Genomic DNA, 20,521 nt, shown 5'->3' on the forward strand with positions numbered 1-20,521 from the left:
ACTTTTTCTCAGCGCGAAAGGGTGTCGTTGGGTTATCAATTTGCCAAAATGTTGTGATCTAAACCGATTCAGTCGAATCACTTTCAATAAAATGGTTGATCAGTGTTAAGGGCAAACTCACACCTGAAGTTACTGATCACAATCAAACCTAATTGTCAGCACTTTACCTAGAACAGAAATTCTTTTTCTGCACTAGGCCAGCTATTGACTAAGGCTCAAGAGATTACGAAATCGTGCCATTCATTTGCACGCTTGTTGACAGGTAATGGTGCTGAGATGTCTGTAGATAAGTGTATGTACGCAGTCGCACAGACAGTGTGATCGACTGATGGCATCATTTGAAGTTCTGACCTTATCCCATAGTGTCATTAAACCGCCTCAGGTGCAGGAGTGACATGCCAAATGAATAAAACCTTAGTCATAGATTATTACACTGACATTCTTTGTGTTTGGGCTTGGATTGCTCAAAAACGTGTCGATGAACTTAATAAAACATTGGCAAACAGCATCGAACTTCAATGTTACTACGTTGATGTTTTTGGTGATGTCCCGACAAAAATAAACACCCAGTGGCAATCAAAAGGCGGTTTTATTGGCTTTGCCGAGCACATACAACAGTCTGTGTCTGCCTTTGAATACGCTCATGTAAACCCGAAAGTATGGACGCAAGTTAGACCCACGACTTCAGCCAATGCGCATTTGATGCTTAAAGCGATAGAGATTACTTATGATAAAAAGAAAAGTATCGATATGGCGCTAACGTTTCGAAGTGCATTTTTTGTCGATGGCTTGGATATTAGCAATCTTGACGTGCTCTATGATTTAGCTAACGCCAATGGACTTGACCTAAACGCCATCGATACCAGTATTCGTGATGGTTCTGCTATGGCGTCTTTAATGGGTGATTATCAAAAATCAAAGCAACAAAACATTAACGGTAGCCCGTCTTTTGTGCTTGATGGTGGGCGACAAATATTGTACGGCGACGTAGGTTTTCGCGTCATTCTTGCCAATGTTGAAGAGCTTTTAAAGCATCCAACAGATGAGGCAAGCTGGTGCTGAAATGAGCGCGACTCGCTCATTGATGCTATCGATAGTGACATCGATCAGATGCCTGCTTAGCGATGAAGGGATTTTGGACCATTCGATACATAAAGAGAAACACGAATCCTAAAATCCCCCCTACAAGCACGTTAGACAAGAGCGACGATAATGTTAAGAGGTGATAAATGGTAGTCGAATCTATGTATACGTCCACAGAATCAGCCACACAAGCGAAAACGGTTGCTGTTTTTGGTGGCGGTATTGCCGGACTAACGGCAGCGCATGAATTTGTAAAACTTGGCTATAAAGTCAAAGTGTTCGAAGCCAATCCTGATGCCGGTGGTTTTTTTAGAAGTGCTAGAAGAAAAGAAGATCAAGATATGCCTTCTGAATACTCCTGGCATGGAATGGGCCCTTGGTATAACAATTTTTTCGAACTCATCAAGGAAATCCCCTTTGATGAACACTCCAGTCTTTATGACAACATCCTTTCAAGGCCGGTAGTATTCGGCTTGGCGCCCAATTCAGGCACGGCGCATTTTGGTGATTCTAATTCCAAAAATGTCGATTTGGAAAACCTGTTTAGTATGACGACCAAAGAAAAATGGCTTTGGTGTTGGCTGATGGGAAAAGCATGGTGTTCAAATAATAGGAGCAGCCAAAAGTACAGCAACATCAATGCTAAAGAAGCTTGGCGCCCCTATTTAGCCCCTTCGACGCTGAGCACCTGGAGTTCCACTTTTGGCCCTTGGGTGGGTTCCGACTGGTGTCATGTTTCTTTCCATCATGTGGCGCATTTTTTTCGTAAACAATTAGTCACCAAGTATTCGTATCATCATTCAGGAGACAGAGAAGGCGGCCCGTGGGATCACACGGCGCGCGACGGTTGGCTGCTTCTGAACGGGCCAAGCAGTGAGGTTTGGTTTGATAAATGGGTCGATGATCTGAAGCAAAAGCAGGTCGAGTTTCATTGGCAGACCCCACTTTATCGTTTGAGTTTTGAGAATAACAGCATCACAGCGGCAGAGCTCGCCAATGGCGAAACCGTTCAAGCCGATATCTATGTCCTGGCACTGAATCCTTTTTCTGCGGCAGATATCTTGGCAAGAACCCCTGTGCTTGAAAATAAACCGCAACTTAATCTTTTTAAATCCTTGGTACAACAGGGGCCTCACACCCAAGTGTCTTTTAGAATTGGCTTCAAAGAAAAAATGTCTTGGCTGCGACAAAGATGCGCGCTGGTTATATCAGACTCCGCCTTTAACCTGACGCTTTTTTCTCAGGAACAAGCGTGGGGAGAGTCGAGTTCTCTGGGGGACGATATTCAATCATTGTGGACTGTCACCGCTTGCGTTTCAAAAGTCCCAGGCCCGGTTCATGGTCTTTGTTTGGAACAATGCACTGAGGAACAATTTCTTGATGAAGTGTTATTTCAATTAAAACAGAGTCATGCCCTAGATGAACTGGTGAAAAAGGCTAACGGCGGCAAAAGCTGGCAAGATTTTTCCATTGTAAAAATCACAGTTTGGCATGAATGGACGTTTTCTCCTGAAGGAATAACATCGGCGCAACCCAAATGGGTGAATTCGACCAATACCCAGCAATATATGCCACAGCAAAAGACGACAATATCCAACCTTGTTCTTGCCGGAGCTCACACCCAAACGACCGCAGATGTGTGGAGCATTGAGGCCGCGGTTGAGAGTGGCAAGCTGGCGGTAAAGGTTTTTGAGCCGCAACTTAAGGTCATTCCACAGTCGAACTTTCTGGTGTTGAACGTCCTTGGGAAAATAGACGATGTGCTTTATTACTGCAAACTTCCAAACGTGTTGGATGTTGGTTTAATCGTCATGGTTATGTTATCAATAAGTCTAATCGCCTTTGGGCTTGCCGGATAAAGAGTAGCTTATATAAAACACAAATAGCGGAGGACTTATGCATGATCATGAGGATAAAAAGTCGCATTATCAAAAAGATAGCCTGACATTGGTCGGTGCCGTTGCGCTTGGCACTGGCGTTATGATTGGCGCTGGTATATTTGCCTTGACGGGCCAGATGGCCCAGATGACCGGAAGCCTTTTCCCGCTGGCATTTCTTTCGGCTGCGGTGGTTGTCATATTTAGTGCATATTCTTACGTCAAAATGTCCAATGCCTATCCTTCCGCCGGTGGCATAGCCATGTACCTGAAAAAAGCCTACGGCAGCACGGTGACAACCGCTTTTCATTCCCTGCTGATGTATTTTTCAATGGTGATAGCTCAGAGTTTTCTGGCGCGTACCTTTGGTACTTATACATTGCAGCTGTTTGGTATCGATGATACTAGCTTGTTGGTGCCGACATTGGGTGCCGGATTATTGCTGGTGGCATTTCTGATCAATTTGTCCGCCAACAAGATGATCGAAGGTGTCGCGTCGGTGCTCGGCTTTATTAAGATTGGCGGTATCGTTTTGTTCGGTATCGTTGGCGTAATGGTGGCTGGCTCGGTAGAAGTCGATTTCTCAACAGTCAGTCCAGACGCTTCAACTTCTGGTGCAACAATCGCTGGTTTTATTGGTGCAACCGCGCTGGGTATTTTGGCCTTTAAGGGCTTTACCACCATTACCAATAGTGGCTCAGAGCTTATCGATCCTCACCGAAATGTAGGCCGAGCCATTATGATCGCTATTGCTTTGTGTGTGGTGATTTATACGCTGGTGGGCTATTCCGTCGCCAGTAACCTGTCACTTCAGCAAATCATCGAAACAAGAAATTACTCGTTGGCCGCCGCTGCAAGGCCTGCACTGGGCGAATATGCCGTCTGGTTTACGGTTGTTCTGGCCATGTTGGCAACAGCAGGCGGTGTTATCGCTAGCATATTTGCGGTTTCGCGGATGTTGGCAATGCTGACCGATATGAAACTTGTTCCCCATAGCCATTTTGGCATGCCCGGTAGCATCCAAAAGCACACCCTGGTTTATACCGTCATTTTAGGTTTGCTGTTGACCATATTTTTTGACCTGACGCGGATTGCGGCTATGGGCATCATCTTTTATCTGATTATGGATATCGCGGTACATTGGGGGATCTTGCGACATTTGCGCCATGACATAGATGCAAAACTCAGTATTTTGATCACCGCCATTATCCTTGATCTGATTGTTCTGGGTGGTTTTGTCTGGGTCAAGATAAACAGTGATCCATTGGTGGTCGGTGTCGCTGGTGCGGTCATGCTGGCTATTCTGCTTGTCGAGGTGCTGTTTTTAAGGCATCACCCTATCGAATCAAAAGACCACAAACACGGATAAAGTAAATAGTAGCTGCAGCAGATGGACATTTCGCTGTGCTTCTTTGCTGCAGGTTAGCTTGGTCATTATATCGAATATTTTTATGTAAACATTGGAGCTAATTATGTCAAAAAACGTATCAGATCATTTAGTCGAAATGCTGGTAGAAGCCGGTGTTAAGCGAGTTTATGCCGTGACTGGCGATAGCCTTAATCCGGTCAACGATGCTGTGCGAAGGGATGGTAGACTGCAATGGATCCATGTTAGGCACGAGGAAGCTGGCGCCTATGCGGCATCTATGGAAGCTGAGCTAAATGGTATCGGTTGTTGCATGGGCAGCAGTGGTCCTGGGCATGTTCATTTAGTCAATGGACTCTATGATGCCAATAGAGCTGAAAATCCGGTTATTGCGATTGCTTCAACTATCCATACTGAAAAAATGGGCCTGGACAATTTTCAAGAGACAAGACCCGAAGCGTTATTTCAAGATTGCTCAAAATATGTATTTCTCGCCAATACCCCTAAACAAGCTGTCAATGGTTTGCAAACGGCGATTCAGCATGCCATCAGCAAGAAAGGGGTCGCTGTGCTCGGGCTTCCCGGTGATGTGGCTTCAGCAAGTCTGGAATCTGTGCATACGGCGAATAAAAACTTCTATACCCAACCCAGAATAACCCCAAGCCATGAACAGCTTCAAGAACTGGCAAACGTCATTAATGAACATGAAAAAGTGATGCTGTTTTGCGGCCATGGTTGTCGCTATGCCGTTGAAGAAGTCATGCAATTGGCCAAAAGGCTTAATGCCCCATTGGGATATAGCTTTCGAGGCAAAATATTTTTTGAGCGTAAAGAAAATCCTTATGCCGTTGGATTAAATGGGCTGTTAGGCAATAAATCCGGTTTTGAAGCTATGCATCAAGCCGATGTCCTGTTGATGCTGGGCACGGATTTTCCTTATAGTGAGTTCCTTCCCGAAAAATGCAAAATTATTCAGATAGATACTAAACCCGAAAAATTAGGTCGCAGAGCTAAAGTGGACTTGGGCTATTGTGGTGATATTAAATCAACCCTTGAAGATCTTATGCCGTTAATTGATGTCAAAATGTCCACGGATTTTCTCGACAAAACCCGTTCACTGCATCAAGAAATTGAAGCTATCTATGAGAGCTATGTGGAAGAAAAGGGTTCTGAAAAAAATATTCACCCAGAATATGTTGCCCATTTGGTGGATAAACTCGCCGATGATGATGCGATATTTACCGTTGATACGGGCATGAGCGCCGTATGGGCCGCGCGTTATTTGAAAGCGGGAGCCAATCGTTACCTGACAGGTTCCTTTAATCATGGCTCGATGGCGAATGCTATGCCTATGGCGATGGGGGCAGGCTTATCACAACCAGACCGGCAAGTGATTGCATTTTGTGGTGATGGCGGTATTTCAATGCTGCTCGGCGATTTAATGACCATTAGCCAATATCAAATTCCTGTCAAAATCATCATCTTTAATAACCGTTCGTTAGCTATGGTGAAGCTTGAAATGCGGGTAGAAGGTTATATGGAGTGGCAGACGGATATGGTTAATCCTGATTTTATAAAATTGGCAGAGGCGATGAACATTGCTGCATGGGAGGCGACGGAGTCCAAAGATGTGGAGCTTGCACTGGCAAACGGATTCAAGCATAAGGGACCTGCGATAATCAATATTTTTACTGATCCCAATGCCTTGGCAATGCCACCTACCTTAAACTTTGAGCAAGTAAAAGGCTTTGCGGCATCGATGACAAAATTAATGGTCAATGGAAAATTTGCCGAAATAGTCGATACCACTAAGAACGATTTAAAATACTTACGGGAATTATGATAAAACATTATGAAGCAAGCTATTAGGTTCACCACAATCGTCCTGGTTATTTTTGTCGTCATTATCGGCATTATACTCTGGCCTTTAGCGGGTCTTATTGTTCTTGTAGCCTTGCTCGTGCTGCTTGGATTGTATGATTTATTTCAAACAAAACACTCGATACTGAGAAACTTTCCTGTCATTGGTCATATTCGTTACCTATTAGAAATGATAGGTCCAGAGCTGCATCAATATTTCGTGGAGTCGGATACTGATGGTAAACCGATTAATAAGAATCATCGCAGGTACATCTACGAGCGAGCCAAAGAGCAGAATCAAACATCTCCCTTTGGCACTGAGCTCAATGTATATGATGATAATTATAAATGGATGCAGCACAGCATCTATCCCGCTAAGAAAATGGACACACCGCCACGGGTTGTGATTGGTGGCAAAGATTGCCAACAACCTTACAGTGCTAGTCTATTTAATATCTCAGCCATGAGTTTTGGTGCTTTGAGCAAAAATGCCATTCAAGCCTTAAATTTGGGCGCTAAAGCCGGTGATTTTTTCACGATACCGGCGAGGGCGGTATATCCGAATATCATTTACAAGGTGGCGATTTAGTGTGGGAAATCGGTACAGGGTATTTTGGTTGTCGCACCGAAAATGGCTGTTTTGATGCGGAAAAATTTAAACAAAAGGCCAATTGGGCGCAGGTGAAGATGATTGAAATTAAACTCTCACAAGGTGCCAAACCCGGCCATGGAGGAGTACTTCCCGCAGCCAAAAATAATCAGGAAATTGCTGACATAAGAGGCGTTAAACCCCATACCGATGTGCTTTCACCTCCCGGCCATTCCGCTTTTAGCAATGCAGCAGGGTTATTACAGTTTGTTGAGCAATTAAGAGTGTTATCCAACGGAAAACCTGTCGGCTTCAAACTTGCTATAGGCAGTAAACAAGAGTTTATTGAAATATGTGAAAAAATGCTCGAAACAGGCATCAAACCCGATTTCATCACTGTGGATGGTGCAGAAGGGGGAACGGGCGCGGCACCTATCGATTTCTCAAACTATGTTGGTATGCCTTGGGAAGATGCACTGCTTTTTGTCGTGGATACGCTCAATACCTACAAGCTCAAACAAGACATAAAAGTGATTACGGCGACTAAGATATTTACCGCTTTTGATTTGTTTAAAGCCCTTTGTATCGGGGCTGATGTGTGTAACTCCGCTCGGGGCATGATGCTGGCTTTGGGTTGTGTTCAGTCCTTGAAATGCAACACCAATGAGTGTCCTACAGGCGTCACCACAAATAACCCCAAATTAGTGCGAGGCTTGGTGGTTGCAGAAAAATGGCAAAGGGTCAGGAATTATCACCAACATATGTTGGACGATTTTTTGCAACTAATGGCCGCTTCGGGTTGCCATTCACTTGAAGAAATGAATCAAAATTTAATTTACAGGAAGGTGGATAAGCACTGGCTTTCCTATGCTGAAGTGGTAAAAGCCCGCTGATTTTTATGAATCATGCCGCTCCAATCGCCGTATCGTTATAACAGAAGAAGGGTCCACGCCTGCCAATATACTATTGGCAGGGATATTACGTACAACAATTGTCAGTGACGGAGACTATTAGTCACTCGCGAGGCTCTGCAAAGCATTGGTGATCTCACTCATCCGCGCCGCCGTGACTTTACCATGAACCTGCGAGATCAAATTACCGTTTTTATCCAAAACAACAATGACCGCCTCTTCGCTATCGGACGGCACACCCAAGGCGCTTTCCATGATCTGTGAGTTGAGAATCCAGGTTTGATCGTGATAGCGCTGCGGCACTTGTTCTTTGGCGCGGCCAATGACATCTTCTTCCGACATAAAGAAGGGTAAATTGACAGCCAGTACGTCGCGAACCCGATATTTACTATGATCTATCTCTGAGCGCAATGTGTTAACCCACTCCCGAGTGGATATTGCGGCATTGCGAGACGGCGTAAGTATCAGCAGTGTCGGTTGACCTATCAGTTTGTTACTGTCAACTTTTTCGCCGCTAAGCGCCGTCGCTGTAAATGACGGCCATGGTCCATCGCCTGCGACAGCGGTCGGCCCACATAGGGTTAGTATTGCAAGTAGGGTCAGTTCAGTAATGTGTCGGGATACTGATCCCCAAAGTGTTGTCGGTATCATTGGTCTGGATATCATAGTATTCCTCTGCTCAGTGGTAGGGGCGCGAACAAGCAGGCTAAGCCAGATCCAAACACAGAAGGCGCAGCATTCACGAGACTCCTTGTTAAATCATCTTGGCTCTCATGTCTGACGAGTAAGCATCACATATACAATATGCTATTGATGACATTTCATCTGTTCGCTAGCGAACTTTCTGCCAGCCAATGACCCTATTAGATTTGCAGACGCCATTTGTGGGTATGTGTTCTAACGAACAGACCAGCCAAATGCCAGCGCGCAAGCTGTAATTATCAGGACTTGCCGCAATGATCTTTTCCTCGGGCTCGGCAGGTTTCATCCTCATCATACATAACAGGATATCTAGCTTATGCTTTTCGAAACGTTTTCTAACCGCTCGCTAGAGCTAGCCAATCGCATGGTAATGGCACCGTTGACACGCAGTCGGGCTACGCCTGAGCATATGCCGAACGCGCTGATGGCAACTTACTACGGCCAACGTGCAACGGCGGGACTGATTATTACCGAGGGCACTTCGCCCAGCCCCAACGGACTGGGTTACCCACGCATTCCCGGTCTTTTCGATAGCGCTCAGATGAATGCATGGCAGGCAAGCACTTCAGCGGTACACGCCCAAGGCGGTAAAATCTTCTTACAGTTGATGCACTGCGGTCGAGTTGCGCATGTCGACAACTTGCCGGCAGGTGCCGAAATACTCGGGCCTGATGCCGCGGCATGTCCCGGCGAGATGTATACCGACGCCCTAGGCATGCAGCCCCACAGTACGCCGCGCAAAATGACCGAGGCCGACATCGCTCATGTGATAAAAGAGTATGTGACGTCGGCAAAACTCGCGCTGCAAGCCGGTTTTGACGGTGTCGAAATACACTGCGCCAACGGCTACCTGATTGAGCAGTTTTTGAATCCGCTAATCAACCTACGCACTGACGGTTATGGCGAGAGCATTGAAGGCCGCAACCGACTCGCGCTGGAAATTGTGGCTGCGACAGTGGCTGCCATCGGTAGCGACCGGGTCGGCATCCGGCTCTCGCCTTATGGTGTGTTCAATGGCACCGGTGCATTCCCTGACATAGAGACGCAGTACCTGGCATTGACCAAGGCGCTTTCCTCGCAGGGACTTCTCTATATCCACTTGGTTGATCATTCATCCATGGGGGCGCCAACTGTACCTGCCGACTTCAAGCTCAAGCTGCGCGCTGGTTTCGATGGCTTGTTTATCCTCTCAGGAGGGTTCGATCATCAAAGTGCTGAACAGGCGTTACGCGATAAACATGGTGATCTGGTCGCCTTTGGCCGTCCGTTTTTGGCTAACCCTGATCTCGTCGCTCGGATGCGCCAAGGTGCCGAGCTCAACACTCCAGACGAAGCGACTTTTTACGTACCTGGCGCCAAGGGCTACACCGACTATCCCACTCTGGCGACGTCACAAGAACGTTAACGTCAAAAGTCATCGCCGAGGCCGCACAAATTAAACACAAGCTTGCGGCGCCCATAAGACCAAATTAAAACAGGATTTCACTATGACCTACAAAAGCATTAATCCCAATAACGGAACAATCTTGAAGACCTTTGATGAAATCAGTGATGAACAGCTTGAGATCAAGCTTGCCGCTGCGCACGCCTGTTACCAAACATGGAAAAACACCAGCTATAAGCAACGCGCCGCTATTATGACCAAGGCTGCTGAACTTCTGCATGCGCATACTGATGACTATGCCAAACTGGCAACACTGGAGATGGGCAAGCGAATTGATGAAGCCCGTGGCGAAGTGAATTTCAGTGGCAAAATCCTCAGCTATTATGCAGAGCACGCGGAAGCGTTTTTAGCTCCAGAGAAACTTGACCCGGAACATGGTGAAGCCCATATGGAAAGCAGCCCGATAGGCGTGATCTTCTGCGTCGAGCCGTGGAACTTTCCTTTTTATCAACTTGCTCGTGTCGCTGGCCCGCAACTGATGGCGGGCAATGTTTTGGTGGTGAAACATGCCAGCAATGTGCCCCAGTGTGCAATTGCCTTTGAGCAGTTGCTGATTGATGCGGGCGCCCCAGAAGGCCTGTACACCAACCTGCTGGTTTCGCACCAACAGTCTAACCAGGTTATCGACGACCCGCGCGTCAAGGGCGTGGCACTGACGGGTGGTTTTGCCGCTGGCAGAAGCGTTGCCGCCCGAGCAGGGCAGAACCTCAAACCCTCGTCAATGGAGCTCGGTGGCAGTGATGCCTTTATCGTGCTTGATGACGCAGATCTCGACAACACTATTCCTTGGGCCGTTTGGGGACGTATGTACAACCAGGGACAAACCTGCTGTGCTGCGAAACGCTTTATTGTGCTCGATTCGATTGCTGATAAATTCATCGACAAGTTTCAAACCGCGCTTGAACTTCAGCAACCTGGCGATCCGATGGACGAAAAGACCACCAAGGGGCCGATGTCGCAAGAAGCCGCTCTGGTTAATATTTTGAAGCAGGTCGATGATGCTGTAGCCCATGGGGCTAAGGTGTTAATGGGCGGCAAGCGTATCGATTGCCCGGGATCGTTCATGCAGACCACGATACTGACCAACATTGCGCCAGGCAATCCTACTTATCGCACTGAGTTCTTCGGCCCAGTCGCGTTAATTTTTCGGGTCAAGGACGAAGCTGCGGCCATCGCGCTTGCCAACGACTCAGACTTCGGACTTGGTGGGTCGGTGTTTACCGAAGATGCAGCTCGTGGCAAACGCGTCGCCAGTCAGATTGATACCGGCATGATGTTCATCAACAATATTGATTGGACCGATGCCGCGCTGCCGTTCGGCGGCGTCAAAGATTCCGGTTATGGCCGCGAGCTCGGCGAAATGGGCATTCAGCAGTTCGTTAATAAGAAGTTGGTTCGCACCATTTCGATGGCAGCACCGGTGTAACGGTTGCACATCTAGGGGCTAGCAAAATGAAAATATTAATATTTCACAAGCAATACCCTATAAGGCAACGGCATAACATGGCGAACGCGCATAGTCACCTAAGATAGCGACATCACTATTGAGGACTCAAGTAAATCAATGGGGTAGGTGGCTATGGTTTCACAATGCTATGATTTCATAATGCTATGGTTTCAAAATATCATGGCTTCACAACACTGGGTTTGAATGAAATGAAATCAATTCATTTCATCTTAAGCGTCTAGTTGTGAAGCCGATTAACCTTGCTTGGCGGATATCGAAACGGCACGACGATATTCTATAAGGCTGGGATGATTTATGTTAAATCACAAGATAGTCGCTTATCTGTCAAGACGCCAATGAGTGAAACTTAGCATAGATATTTTAGTTAATAAGTTTCTAGTCTATCGGTTTCAGTTTTTACTACGGCATAACATTCGCAGCACAGGGTTTCGAGTTTTTGTCTGTTGGTCACGGTAATTTGGCCGCGCTTATAGTTGATTACCCCAAGTTTTTGCAGTTTACCGGCGGCTTCAGTTACGCCTTCTCGTCTGACGCCTAACATGTTGGCGATCAACTCCTGGGTCATAGTGAGATTGTTGCTAGCCAGTCTATCAAGTGATAGCAGCAGCCAACGACAAAGTTGCTGATCGATAGAATGGTGTCTATTACATATTGCCGTCTGTGCCATTTGGGCCATCAGTGCTTGGGTGTAACGTAATAACAATTCGCGAAGGTTTTGATTATCGTTAAATTCATCGAACAATACTGATGCGGACAATTTATAGGCTCGACCTGCGCTTTGTACTATGGCGCGATTTATGGTGCTTTCTCCCCCCATAAACACCGCAATGCCCACTAAACCTTCATTGCCGACAACAGATATTTCTGCCGATGCCCCGTCTTCGAGAACGTTCAGTAAAGAGACAATACTGTCGATGGGGAAATAGACATTTTCAAGGTTTTGACCAGCTTCATAAATAACTTTACCTAAGGGCAGTTTTATTATCTTTAACTGCGGAAATAAGCGCTTTTTTGTCTCTTCAGGTAATGCTTTAAGTAATGCGTTCTCATTTGGGTCAATCATTGATAACCTTTTTATATTAAAGTGAATCATTCACCACTAGCTATGAAATTTCCTATGTTATTGCTTTTATTCAAGATTGCATAATGCTTAAGTAATCTCATTATCAATATAACAGAGTTTGTTGAATCGAGTAGGGTAAAGTGCATTGCTCAGCGTCATTAGCGTCATTAGCGTCATTAGCTATCACTGCAGGCAGTGGAGCCATTATTTTCCGTGTAAAAGCTATTGCATTTTGGGTGGTATTTATGGATATCGACAGGAAATTTAGTGAGGGCAGATAGTAAAAAAGGTCTTTGCAAAGCTGCGTTTTGCTCATAGGAAAGAGACTAAACAACAGCCTACAGCGATTACTTTGAGGCAGAAAGTCAGCGACTAAGGTTGCTATTTTGTGAAGATGAATGGCATAAAAAGGCTGAGCAGCAAAGTGATGGCAAGAGCCATTTTATAGCGGCTAGACAGTCGGCCTCACCGCCGGAGTTAGTTAAGTTTATGTGCTTTAAGTTTAGGTGCAGTCTGATGCAAGGTGCACTTAGCACCTGACTTTTTCATCTACTTATAACTCACATGTTGAGGTGTTTTGGCTGATATTTGCCATTTATTTATTTTGAATATCATCAAGTGCCTGACGAACTTCATTCAAAATTAATCTGTTTGCCAAGTCTTCATCGATATCGGGCACATCCCATCCAAAAATAGCGCGATATTTCTCAATCAAATTGTTGACGTCATCGATGATATCGCTGCGATGGGCCGCTAACTCTAATTTTTCTATGTCAGTCATGCTAGTTCACCTTAAAAATGTATAGATAGATTTAGATTAGGCTAGTATTCGTGCTTCTTCAGTGCGACACCGAACAGATTGAATAGGAAATTTGGTGCAAGCTGATAGTTATTCACTCTATTAGCAAAGCAATGACTTATTGTTTGCCATCTTTAATCTGGAGCAAATACATCATGTTATATACACTGAATGATTTAAAAAGTTTAGCTATTCACGCCTCTGATGGCGATATTGGATTAACTAAAGATTTTTATTTTGATGACAAGCATTGGGTCATCCGATACTTGGTGGTGGAAACGGGATCTTGGTTATCAAGCAAAAAAATATTGCTTTCACCCATATCAATCAAAGAGTTTAATCAGCAGCAGAAGACGCTTACTGTCACAATCTCAAGAGAGCAGGTAAAAAATAGCCCTGACATCGATAGCGAAAAACCCGTCTCTAGGCAGCATGAGGTCGATCATATGGAATATTATGGTTACCAACATTACTGGGGGAACACAGGTATTTGGGGAAGTGAGCCCAGTCCTAATATGATGTCTCCTGGTTATTATAGTGTCGCGCCAAAACCAGATAACATAGATAACTCAGAGATGTCCGCAGACGTCGATGCTGCATTATCACGGGATGATGATCATCATCTGCGCAGTAGTGAGGCCGTGACGGATTATCACCTTGATGCCATAGACGGTGAATTGGGCCACTTACAAGGTATGTTGATAGATACCGACACTTGGGCTATCCGTTATTTGATTATTAACACCAGTAATTGGTGGTTGGGTCATCTAGTTTTGGTTGCGCCTAAGTGGATTAAAGAGGTAAGTTGGCCTACCTCTAAAATTTATGTAGATATGACGCAGCAGCAAGTGAAAGATGCACCCACCTTCGACCCCTCAGTGCCTTTTAGTCTTGAACATGAGCAAAATTTGCAAACTCATTATGGTCGTAATGATAAATAACCTTATTACCTCTTTATCTGGGCTTTAGCTGGTGTGTTTACGTGAATCATTTAATAATTTCAATGTGAAAATATAGGCAATCTCAGTTAGCCATTGCGTGTCTATTGGCAATTAACTTTTATTAGTATGTGAAAATACAACACTAATTTACATTTAATACGAGGGCCTTAGGTGCAAATTACTATCCCTTGGTCGCATTTTAAAATCAAAAAGTCATTGATAATCAATGGCTTTTTTCTTTATAGCATTTGAACAATCATATTCTCAGGCCAAAAATGGAAAACTGAGACATATGTGCCCGCTTTTGATAACAAGATGTCGAGTCACAAATAACACCTATTAAACCGCATGGCATTGGCCGCTAATTGACTGACTCTTGGTTTTCTGCGGATATAACATCTTCCTACTGACCAAACCGCGCGATATCGTCATCGGGCGTGCACTGGTCGATAATGATTAGCCCCGGTTTTTAGGTTATTTCAATTTAATCATGCTGACTATTTAAAGGCAGGGTTTGTCTCAGCTGCTAAGTGACAAACTTCATATTTCTGACTCAATATGTGTACAGGTGGAGTGATAATCGACATCTGGAATAGCACAAGATCTATCGCAACCTCATCGCTAAATCATTATGTTATTGACTCAATAAGTGGGTTTCATGGTTGATTTTGAGTATAGATTTGATGTTGAAAGTAACGAATTTCAAAGAGATATTATTCTCATCATTAATTACAGCTTTGGCATGAATTACCAACCTTTTCACTACTTAAATATCACAAAAATACAACTTAAGTTGCTGTTATAAAATAAAAATAGTCAAACTTAGACTAGCTCGTTTTTGGCAGGTATGATGAATGAACATAACGCGTTACTATGCCCAAATTGTCTTGGAGAAATTATGAACAAATCAATATCTTGTATCGCCGTTTTGGTTTTACTCACCGCGGCTTGCTCTGAAGCCCCGAAAGAAGACATTGCAGCTAGTACGAGCCAAGTTCAAACAGATGTTTCCAATCCTGTGCCTGTGGGTGACAGCAGTCAACATTCGCTCGATTGGGCAGGTAGCTATGAAGGTGTGTTGCCTTGCGCAAGTTGTGAAGGTATACAAACCCTAATGACACTTAAAGCTGATAATAGCTTTGTTGAGGAAACTGTTTATTTGGGCAAAGACGAGAAAATTTTCAAACTGATTGGCAAAGTGACATGGGGCGAGCAGGGCCAAAAAATCATCTTGCCAGATGGCACACAATATCTAGTTGGTGAAAATCAGCTGATCAGATTGGACACTCAAGGCAATAGAATTACTAGTCAGCTTGCTGCTAATTATGTGTTGAAAAAGAAACCATAGCAGCGGGTTTATATGAAGAACTGAACGTCGCACTTCAGTTTATGGCAATGAAAAATACGCTAGCCTCTAAAACATTAAATATTAACAGCTCAACCAGGGAACGGTTATCAGACTCAGACATGAGTAACTCTTATCGATATTGACGATATCAATTCTAGTTTGGGCTGTACCGCAATATGACATATTCAGCTAAAGCGTGACTTTGAATCCACAAGTACCAAGGATCCGCTATCGAGATTGCTCACCCACTTAGTCATTAATGGCGTTAGGTCAGCACGAATACTAAGCAGGCTGATGGAGCTCTGTTTGAAATATACATCTATTTCAACGCTAAGTCGGTGTGCTTATTGAATGTAAATCTAACTAAGTATTGATACTTAAAAGCGCTGACGGTTGTCGATAGTCCTTTCTACAGTGGGTGTTGAGCCTGCTTCTCTTAATCACTATGCAATCTAAAAGCCAACTAAATACAAGGTGTTCAGCAATCATAATGACATTTACCAACTTGAGATCAAACGCTCAAAATCAACATTTTCCGCATTAGCGTGTAAATTTATTACTGTATTATTGTTCTGTAATTACTATTTTTGATACAAAAAAATCTTTTAAGTAACATTCCATAGTGCATTTATCTTATAACGATGCATTGCCTTTTCCAATTGACTATAAGAAGTATTCAATGAAAAGTATCAACACTCTTACGACAGCCTCAGTGCTGTTACTTATTTGCAGTAGTCCAGTGCAAGCCGATAATTTCTCTGCTGATAACTACCTGTTTGGTGATATTGGTGGTATTCGCAGCCAGATGCATAATGCTGGTGTTGACGTTAGCTTAGGTTATACCTTTGAAACAGGTGGCAACCTAAACGGTGGACAACGTCATGCGACTAGCTATGCCGACCAAACTGTCCTTGGTGCTAATTTCGACCTCGAAAAATTACTTGAACTGTCCGGTGTCAACTTCCACGTTGCGTTAACTAATCGAGGTGGGCAGAGCCAAAACATTAATGATAAAGCCGAAATTGGCCAATTAATGCAGTCAATAGAAGTGTTTGGTCGTGGCCGAGTTACCCGTATTTCAGAATTCTACTATGAGCAACATTTGCTTAGCGGTGACCTCAATATCAAATTAGGCCGAATGAATGTGGGCGCTGAGTTTGGCGATTTTCAGTGTGAATTTGCCTATCTTGGATTCTGTGGTTCGCAAGTTGGTAACTTTAATTCAACTATATACAACTGGCCTATCAGTCAATGGGCTGGTGTTGTTAAATATCAGCTAGCGCCAGAGTGGTATGTCAAAACAGGTATTTACCAGATGAACCCAAGCTGGCTTAAAAACAGCCAAAATCTTAACTTAGACAGTCCTCACGGCACTTTGGGGGTGACGATTCCTGTTGAACTTGCTTGGATGCCGAAGATTAATGGCTTACCGGGTACTTATAAACTCGGTTATTGGCATGATACCGTTGGCGGTGAAGACCTTTACTACAATGAAGAGGGTAACCCCTTGATTATTGATGGCGGTAAAGCACGCCAACATGACAGTAAAGATGGGGCTTATTTTGTTGCTGAACAACAAGTGACTTCTGTTGGTGGTGATTCTGAACGTGGTCTTAGTGTGTTCTTTATGGGGACGTTGAACGACCAAGATATCACTACTGTTGATCACTCTTTGGCATTAGGTGTTAATTATCAAGGTCCATTTGCAGCACGTGCAAATGATAAGTGGGGCTTAGCCGCAACCTATTTACATGTAAACGATAGTTTTGCCGATAGTGCACATCTTTACAATAATAATCATGTAGTTAATATGCCTGTCAAAGACACTGAGACGGTAGTTGCAAGCTATTATAAATTTCAAGTCACTAAATATGCTGCTATTCGTCCTGAAATTCAATACATCATTAATCCAGGTGCTATCAGTGAGAATGACGATACTTGGGTGGTGACACTTAAAGGTGATATCGCATTTTAAGTAAGGTTCAAATGGCAAGTTATTGTCAGAGTCACTTAATTGAGTGCTAATAAAGATATTGCCGTTATATTAAGTTTTTCGATTTTATGAAAAATGAGTGAGTGAAATCCACATAAAAGGATGGTTTGTAACCTTTATCGATGGTTTGAACTATTTAGGATGTTGGTAACAATTAGGTAATTTTGTTACCGACATCATATCTTGGAGATCTGATTGTGACATCACATCTTAGCTTTGTTAAATTGATGTCTGATCACTCACGTAGTCACCTCGACTATTCGAGGTTTCAACCAAATAGTGTAGTTATTCCTACAAATTAAGGAGTGGTAATCGTTGGTCTCCTTAATAAGTACATTAAATTGTACTAATAGTCTGATTGATATTGGAATAGTGAGTAAAAATGTAAGCAGCCGCTTTTTTACTTTGCCTATTCCACTGCAATAAATAAAAAATACACTAATATTATGCAGTTAAGTGTTTAATTCGGAGTTCCAATGAACAAAAAAACTTCAACCACTATTCAGTTGCTCGCCCCTTTCACAGGAGTTTGCTGTCCACTGAGTCAGGTTCCTGATGCCGCATTTTCACAAAAGATGGTCGGCGATGGTCTAGCGATAGACCCCATTGAAAACATACTTCACGCGCCATGTGATGCCACTATTAGTCAAATACACCCTTCAAAGCATGCCGTGACCTTATTAACTGCCACAGGCATTGAGATTCTGGTTCATATAGGTGTCGACACCGTTAAATTGAAAGGTGAAGGTTTTAAGGCTTTGGTTAAGGTGGGGGATGTTGTCAAAGCCAAAACGCCACTCATTGAGTTAGATTTAGATAAAGTAGGTTGTAGCGTCAAAAGTTTGCGAACAGTGATACTGCTTACCGATATGACAAGAATTATTAACTTAACTCCGACCATGGAAAAATGTGTTAACGCCGGAGATTTGTTGTTTAGTGCTGAGTTAGCTGCGGCAGGTGAAGCGGTAACAAAGTCAGATGACATGATAAGCTCAGACCCTATCGTTGTCATTAATCCAACCGGTATCCACGCTCGTCCCGCTGCCGCCATCGTTACCGCGATTAAGTCATTTGAATGTGACGTGATGATTGAAAAAGCAGGCAAGCAAGTCAATGCCCGCAGTGTGGTTGGTCTGATGGGGTTAGACATCGCTTTTGGGGAGCAGATTGTTATTCTCGCTAAAGGCAAAGATCAACAAGCGGCAATCGCGGCATTAGCTGAGGCGATAAGCTCAGGTTTAGGTGAAGAGGGTGCAGATGCATCACAGGTGACTAACAAGGTTAAAAGTGATTTTGATCCTTTTTCCGAGCCGTCACTGCTACTGCAAACAAGCCAAGATCCCCGTCAGTTAATTGGGGTAGAAGCATCTCCAGGTCAAGTGAGAGGGCGTTTATATGTGATTAACGCTGAGGTGCCTAAATTTGACACTTTTGCTGATGATGCACAGGTTGAGCAAAACATTCTTGACGATGCGATGAAAACAGCCGATGCCACTTTAGCTGAGTTAGTTGAAGAATTACAGCGCAAAAATATGGGGCAAAAAGCCGATATTTTTGTCGCTCATCAAGAGCTAATGTCAGATCCAGATTTGTACGACGATTGTATTATTGAATTACAACAAGGCAAGTCAGCCCCGTATGCTTGGAGTAAGAGCATCTGCCGCCAAGCCGATAAACTTGCTGGGATGGATAATCCCTTGTTGGCTGGACGTGCAACGGATCTTATGGACGTCGGCAACCGTGTCTCACGGATTATGGCGGGATTATCTCAAGACACGATTCCTACTGATCTCCCTGAAAATACTATTCTAGTCGCTAAAGATTTAACCCCTTCTGATACCGCAAAACTCAATCCTGCATTTGTTAAAGGCATCTGCACCACATTAGGTGGGGCATCGAGCCACAGTGCTATTTTGGCAAGAGCAATGGGCATTGCTGCTATGGCTGGCGTTGAAGCTAAGATCATGTCCTTGCACGGTACCGAGGTATTACTCGACACCGCTAAAGGCTACCTATTATTGTCGCCAACCGAAGCTGAAATGACCGAATTGAACGTCATTAAAGATGCTGCGGAAGAACAAAAAGCCTTAGCTTTTGCGCAAAAAGATGAAACAGCCGTGACCTTGGATGGAGTGCGGTTTGAAATCGCCGGTAATATTGCCAAAGTCAGCGATGCCCAGAAATTAGTCGACATGGGTGGTGAAGCCGTTGGCTTATTACGCTCAGAGTTCCTATATCAAGATCAATCTGTTGCTCCTTCAGAAGATGAACAGGAGCAAGTCTATCGTGCGGTACTGCAGACCTTAGGCCAGCGACCATTGGTGGTGCGCACGTTAGATGTCGGCGGTGATAAGCCTTTAGCGTATTTACCTTTACCTAAAGAGGATAACCCATTCCTTGGAGAGCGAGGGATCCGGGTTGGTTTAGATAAACCGGCAGTATTACGCCAACAAGTACGAGCCTTATTGAAAGCGGCCGATGCGGGTAACTTACGCATTATGTTCCCTATGGTGGCGTCTTTGTTCGAGCTTAAGTTAGCCAAACAAGTGGTAAAAGAAGAAGCCGAAAAATTGGCGATTGATATCAGTGGTATTCAGATTGGTATCATGATTGAAGTGCCATCAGCTGCTGTAATGGCAGATGTATTAGCTGAGCATGTTGACTTTTTCTCTATCGGTACCAACGATTTAACTCAATATACTTTAGCGATTGATCGTGGTCACCCTAAGTTGGCTGCCATTGCTGATGGCTTACACCCAGCAGTATTACGCCTTATCGATATGACCGTTAAAGCCGCGCACGCCAAAGGTAAGTGGGCTGGTATTTGTGGTGGTTTGGCTGGCGAAAAAGATGCAGTGCCTATATTGGTTGGTTTAGGCATTGATGAATTGTCCGTGAGTGTGCCTTCGATCCCTGAAGTGAAACATCAAGTACGTCATCTAAATCAGCAAGCTTGTCAGCTTATTGCTGCTAAAGCGATGAGCTGCGCAGATGCCAAAGATGTTCGAGCATTAATGCGAGATCCTAATACGCTAATAGCTGTTAAAGGCGAGATCTAAAAAGCGTTGATCACTTGG

At 44.3% G+C, this 20,521-nt stretch carries 15 protein-coding genes; 12 read left to right on the top strand and 3 right to left on the bottom strand.

Going from position 1 to position 20,521, the window contains the following annotated elements:
- The first annotated feature begins 402 nt into the window (after positions 1-402).
- The 6 genes from H5164_RS02630 to H5164_RS19995 all read left to right on the top strand — a co-directional run bounded on the left by H5164_RS02630 (position 403) and on the right by H5164_RS19995 (position 7,668).
- Positions 403-1,062: a DsbA family protein gene (locus tag H5164_RS02630; RefSeq protein ID WP_124016339.1), complete on the top strand. Its 660-nt coding sequence runs from the start codon at positions 403-405 to the stop codon at positions 1,060-1,062.
- Positions 1,063-1,229: 167 nt separating this feature from the next.
- A complete protein-coding gene (locus H5164_RS02635) occupies positions 1,230-2,942 on the top strand; it encodes an FAD-dependent oxidoreductase (protein WP_182754625.1) in 1,713 nt (570 codons plus the stop codon).
- Positions 2,943-2,979: 37 nt separating this feature from the next.
- Positions 2,980-4,329, top strand: coding sequence for an APC family permease (locus H5164_RS02640; protein ID WP_182754627.1), 1,350 nt, complete (start codon positions 2,980-2,982; stop codon positions 4,327-4,329).
- 103 nt (positions 4,330-4,432) lie between these two features.
- Positions 4,433-6,169: a thiamine pyrophosphate-dependent enzyme gene (locus tag H5164_RS02645; RefSeq protein ID WP_182754629.1), complete on the top strand. Its 1,737-nt coding sequence runs from the start codon at positions 4,433-4,435 to the stop codon at positions 6,167-6,169.
- A 9-nt stretch (positions 6,170-6,178) separates the two neighbouring features.
- The gene (locus H5164_RS19990; protein WP_259396719.1) at positions 6,179-6,775 is read left to right on the top strand and encodes a hypothetical protein; all 597 of its coding nucleotides are present in this window, start codon (positions 6,179-6,181) and stop codon (positions 6,773-6,775) included.
- Positions 6,775-7,668 (top strand): FMN-binding glutamate synthase family protein, encoded by an 894-nt coding sequence (locus H5164_RS19995; RefSeq protein WP_310736165.1) that lies wholly within the window; start codon positions 6,775-6,777, stop codon positions 7,666-7,668. Before H5164_RS19990 ends, H5164_RS19995 begins: the two co-directional genes overlap by 1 nt.
- Before the next feature lie 117 nt (positions 7,669-7,785).
- On the opposite strand, the gene H5164_RS20000 is transcribed toward H5164_RS19995, so the two are convergent.
- Positions 7,786-8,097 (bottom strand): hypothetical protein, encoded by a 312-nt coding sequence (locus H5164_RS20000; protein WP_235781782.1) that lies wholly within the window; start codon positions 8,095-8,097, stop codon positions 7,786-7,788.
- 607 nt (positions 8,098-8,704) lie between these two features.
- On the opposite strand from H5164_RS20000, the gene H5164_RS02660 reads away from it, so the two are divergent.
- Entirely contained in the window at positions 8,705-9,793 is a 1,089-nt protein-coding gene (locus H5164_RS02660; RefSeq protein ID WP_182754631.1) for an alkene reductase, read from the top strand.
- Between the two features lie 82 nt (positions 9,794-9,875).
- Positions 9,876-11,258 carry an NAD-dependent succinate-semialdehyde dehydrogenase gene (locus tag H5164_RS02665; RefSeq protein ID WP_182754633.1) on the top strand — a complete coding sequence of 461 codons (1,383 nt, stop codon included), beginning with the start codon at positions 9,876-9,878 and terminating at the stop codon, positions 11,256-11,258.
- A 406-nt stretch (positions 11,259-11,664) separates the two neighbouring features.
- On the opposite strand, the gene H5164_RS02670 is transcribed toward H5164_RS02665, so the two are convergent.
- Together H5164_RS02670 and H5164_RS02675 are read right to left on the bottom strand one after the other, a co-directional pair.
- Complete coding sequence (locus H5164_RS02670; RefSeq protein ID WP_124016347.1) at positions 11,665-12,363, bottom strand: Crp/Fnr family transcriptional regulator; 699 nt, start codon at positions 12,361-12,363, stop codon at positions 11,665-11,667.
- Between the two features lie 595 nt (positions 12,364-12,958).
- On the bottom strand, positions 12,959-13,144 hold the full coding sequence (locus H5164_RS02675) for a hypothetical protein (RefSeq protein WP_124016348.1): 186 nt from the start codon (positions 13,142-13,144) through the stop codon (positions 12,959-12,961).
- Between the two features lie 173 nt (positions 13,145-13,317).
- On the opposite strand from H5164_RS02675, the gene H5164_RS02680 reads away from it, so the two are divergent.
- From H5164_RS02680 to ptsP, 4 genes are all read left to right on the top strand, one after another.
- The gene (locus H5164_RS02680) at positions 13,318-14,103 is read left to right on the top strand and encodes a PRC-barrel domain-containing protein (RefSeq protein WP_124016349.1); all 786 of its coding nucleotides are present in this window, start codon (positions 13,318-13,320) and stop codon (positions 14,101-14,103) included.
- Positions 14,104-15,001: 898 nt separating this feature from the next.
- The gene (locus H5164_RS02685) at positions 15,002-15,451 is read left to right on the top strand and encodes a copper resistance protein NlpE (RefSeq protein WP_182754635.1); all 450 of its coding nucleotides are present in this window, start codon (positions 15,002-15,004) and stop codon (positions 15,449-15,451) included.
- 679 nt (positions 15,452-16,130) lie between these two features.
- Complete coding sequence (locus H5164_RS02690; protein ID WP_182754637.1) at positions 16,131-17,426, top strand: carbohydrate porin; 1,296 nt, start codon at positions 16,131-16,133, stop codon at positions 17,424-17,426.
- A 494-nt stretch (positions 17,427-17,920) separates the two neighbouring features.
- Positions 17,921-20,503 (top strand): phosphoenolpyruvate--protein phosphotransferase, encoded by a 2,583-nt coding sequence (gene ptsP / locus H5164_RS02695; protein WP_220492630.1) that lies wholly within the window; start codon positions 17,921-17,923, stop codon positions 20,501-20,503.
- Positions 20,504-20,521 lie beyond the last annotated feature (18 nt).

Source organism: Shewanella sp. SG41-3, assembly GCF_014164545.1.
Classification (GTDB): Bacteria; Pseudomonadota; Gammaproteobacteria; order Enterobacterales; family Shewanellaceae; genus Shewanella; species Shewanella vesiculosa.

Excerpts from the sequence above, each read along its gene's own strand:
- H5164_RS02630 (WP_124016339.1), top strand. The coding sequence starts at position 403 with ATGAATAAAACCTTAGTCATAGATTATTACACTGACATTCTTTGTGTT.
- H5164_RS02635 (WP_182754625.1), top strand. The coding sequence starts at position 1,230 with ATGGTAGTCGAATCTATGTATACGTCCACAGAATCAGCCACACAAGCG.
- H5164_RS02640 (WP_182754627.1), top strand. The coding sequence starts at position 2,980 with ATGCATGATCATGAGGATAAAAAGTCGCATTATCAAAAAGATAGCCTG.
- H5164_RS02645 (WP_182754629.1), top strand. The coding sequence starts at position 4,433 with ATGTCAAAAAACGTATCAGATCATTTAGTCGAAATGCTGGTAGAAGCC.
- H5164_RS19990 (WP_259396719.1), top strand. The coding sequence starts at position 6,179 with ATGAAGCAAGCTATTAGGTTCACCACAATCGTCCTGGTTATTTTTGTC.
- H5164_RS02660 (WP_182754631.1), top strand. The coding sequence starts at position 8,705 with ATGCTTTTCGAAACGTTTTCTAACCGCTCGCTAGAGCTAGCCAATCGC.
- H5164_RS02665 (WP_182754633.1), top strand. The coding sequence starts at position 9,876 with ATGACCTACAAAAGCATTAATCCCAATAACGGAACAATCTTGAAGACC.
- H5164_RS02670 (WP_124016347.1), bottom strand. The coding sequence starts at position 12,363 with ATGATTGACCCAAATGAGAACGCATTACTTAAAGCATTACCTGAAGAG.
- H5164_RS02675 (WP_124016348.1), bottom strand. The coding sequence starts at position 13,144 with ATGACTGACATAGAAAAATTAGAGTTAGCGGCCCATCGCAGCGATATC.
- H5164_RS02680 (WP_124016349.1), top strand. The coding sequence starts at position 13,318 with ATGTTATATACACTGAATGATTTAAAAAGTTTAGCTATTCACGCCTCT.
- H5164_RS02685 (WP_182754635.1), top strand. The coding sequence starts at position 15,002 with ATGAACAAATCAATATCTTGTATCGCCGTTTTGGTTTTACTCACCGCG.
- H5164_RS02690 (WP_182754637.1), top strand. The coding sequence starts at position 16,131 with ATGAAAAGTATCAACACTCTTACGACAGCCTCAGTGCTGTTACTTATT.
- ptsP (WP_220492630.1), top strand. The coding sequence starts at position 17,921 with ATGAACAAAAAAACTTCAACCACTATTCAGTTGCTCGCCCCTTTCACA.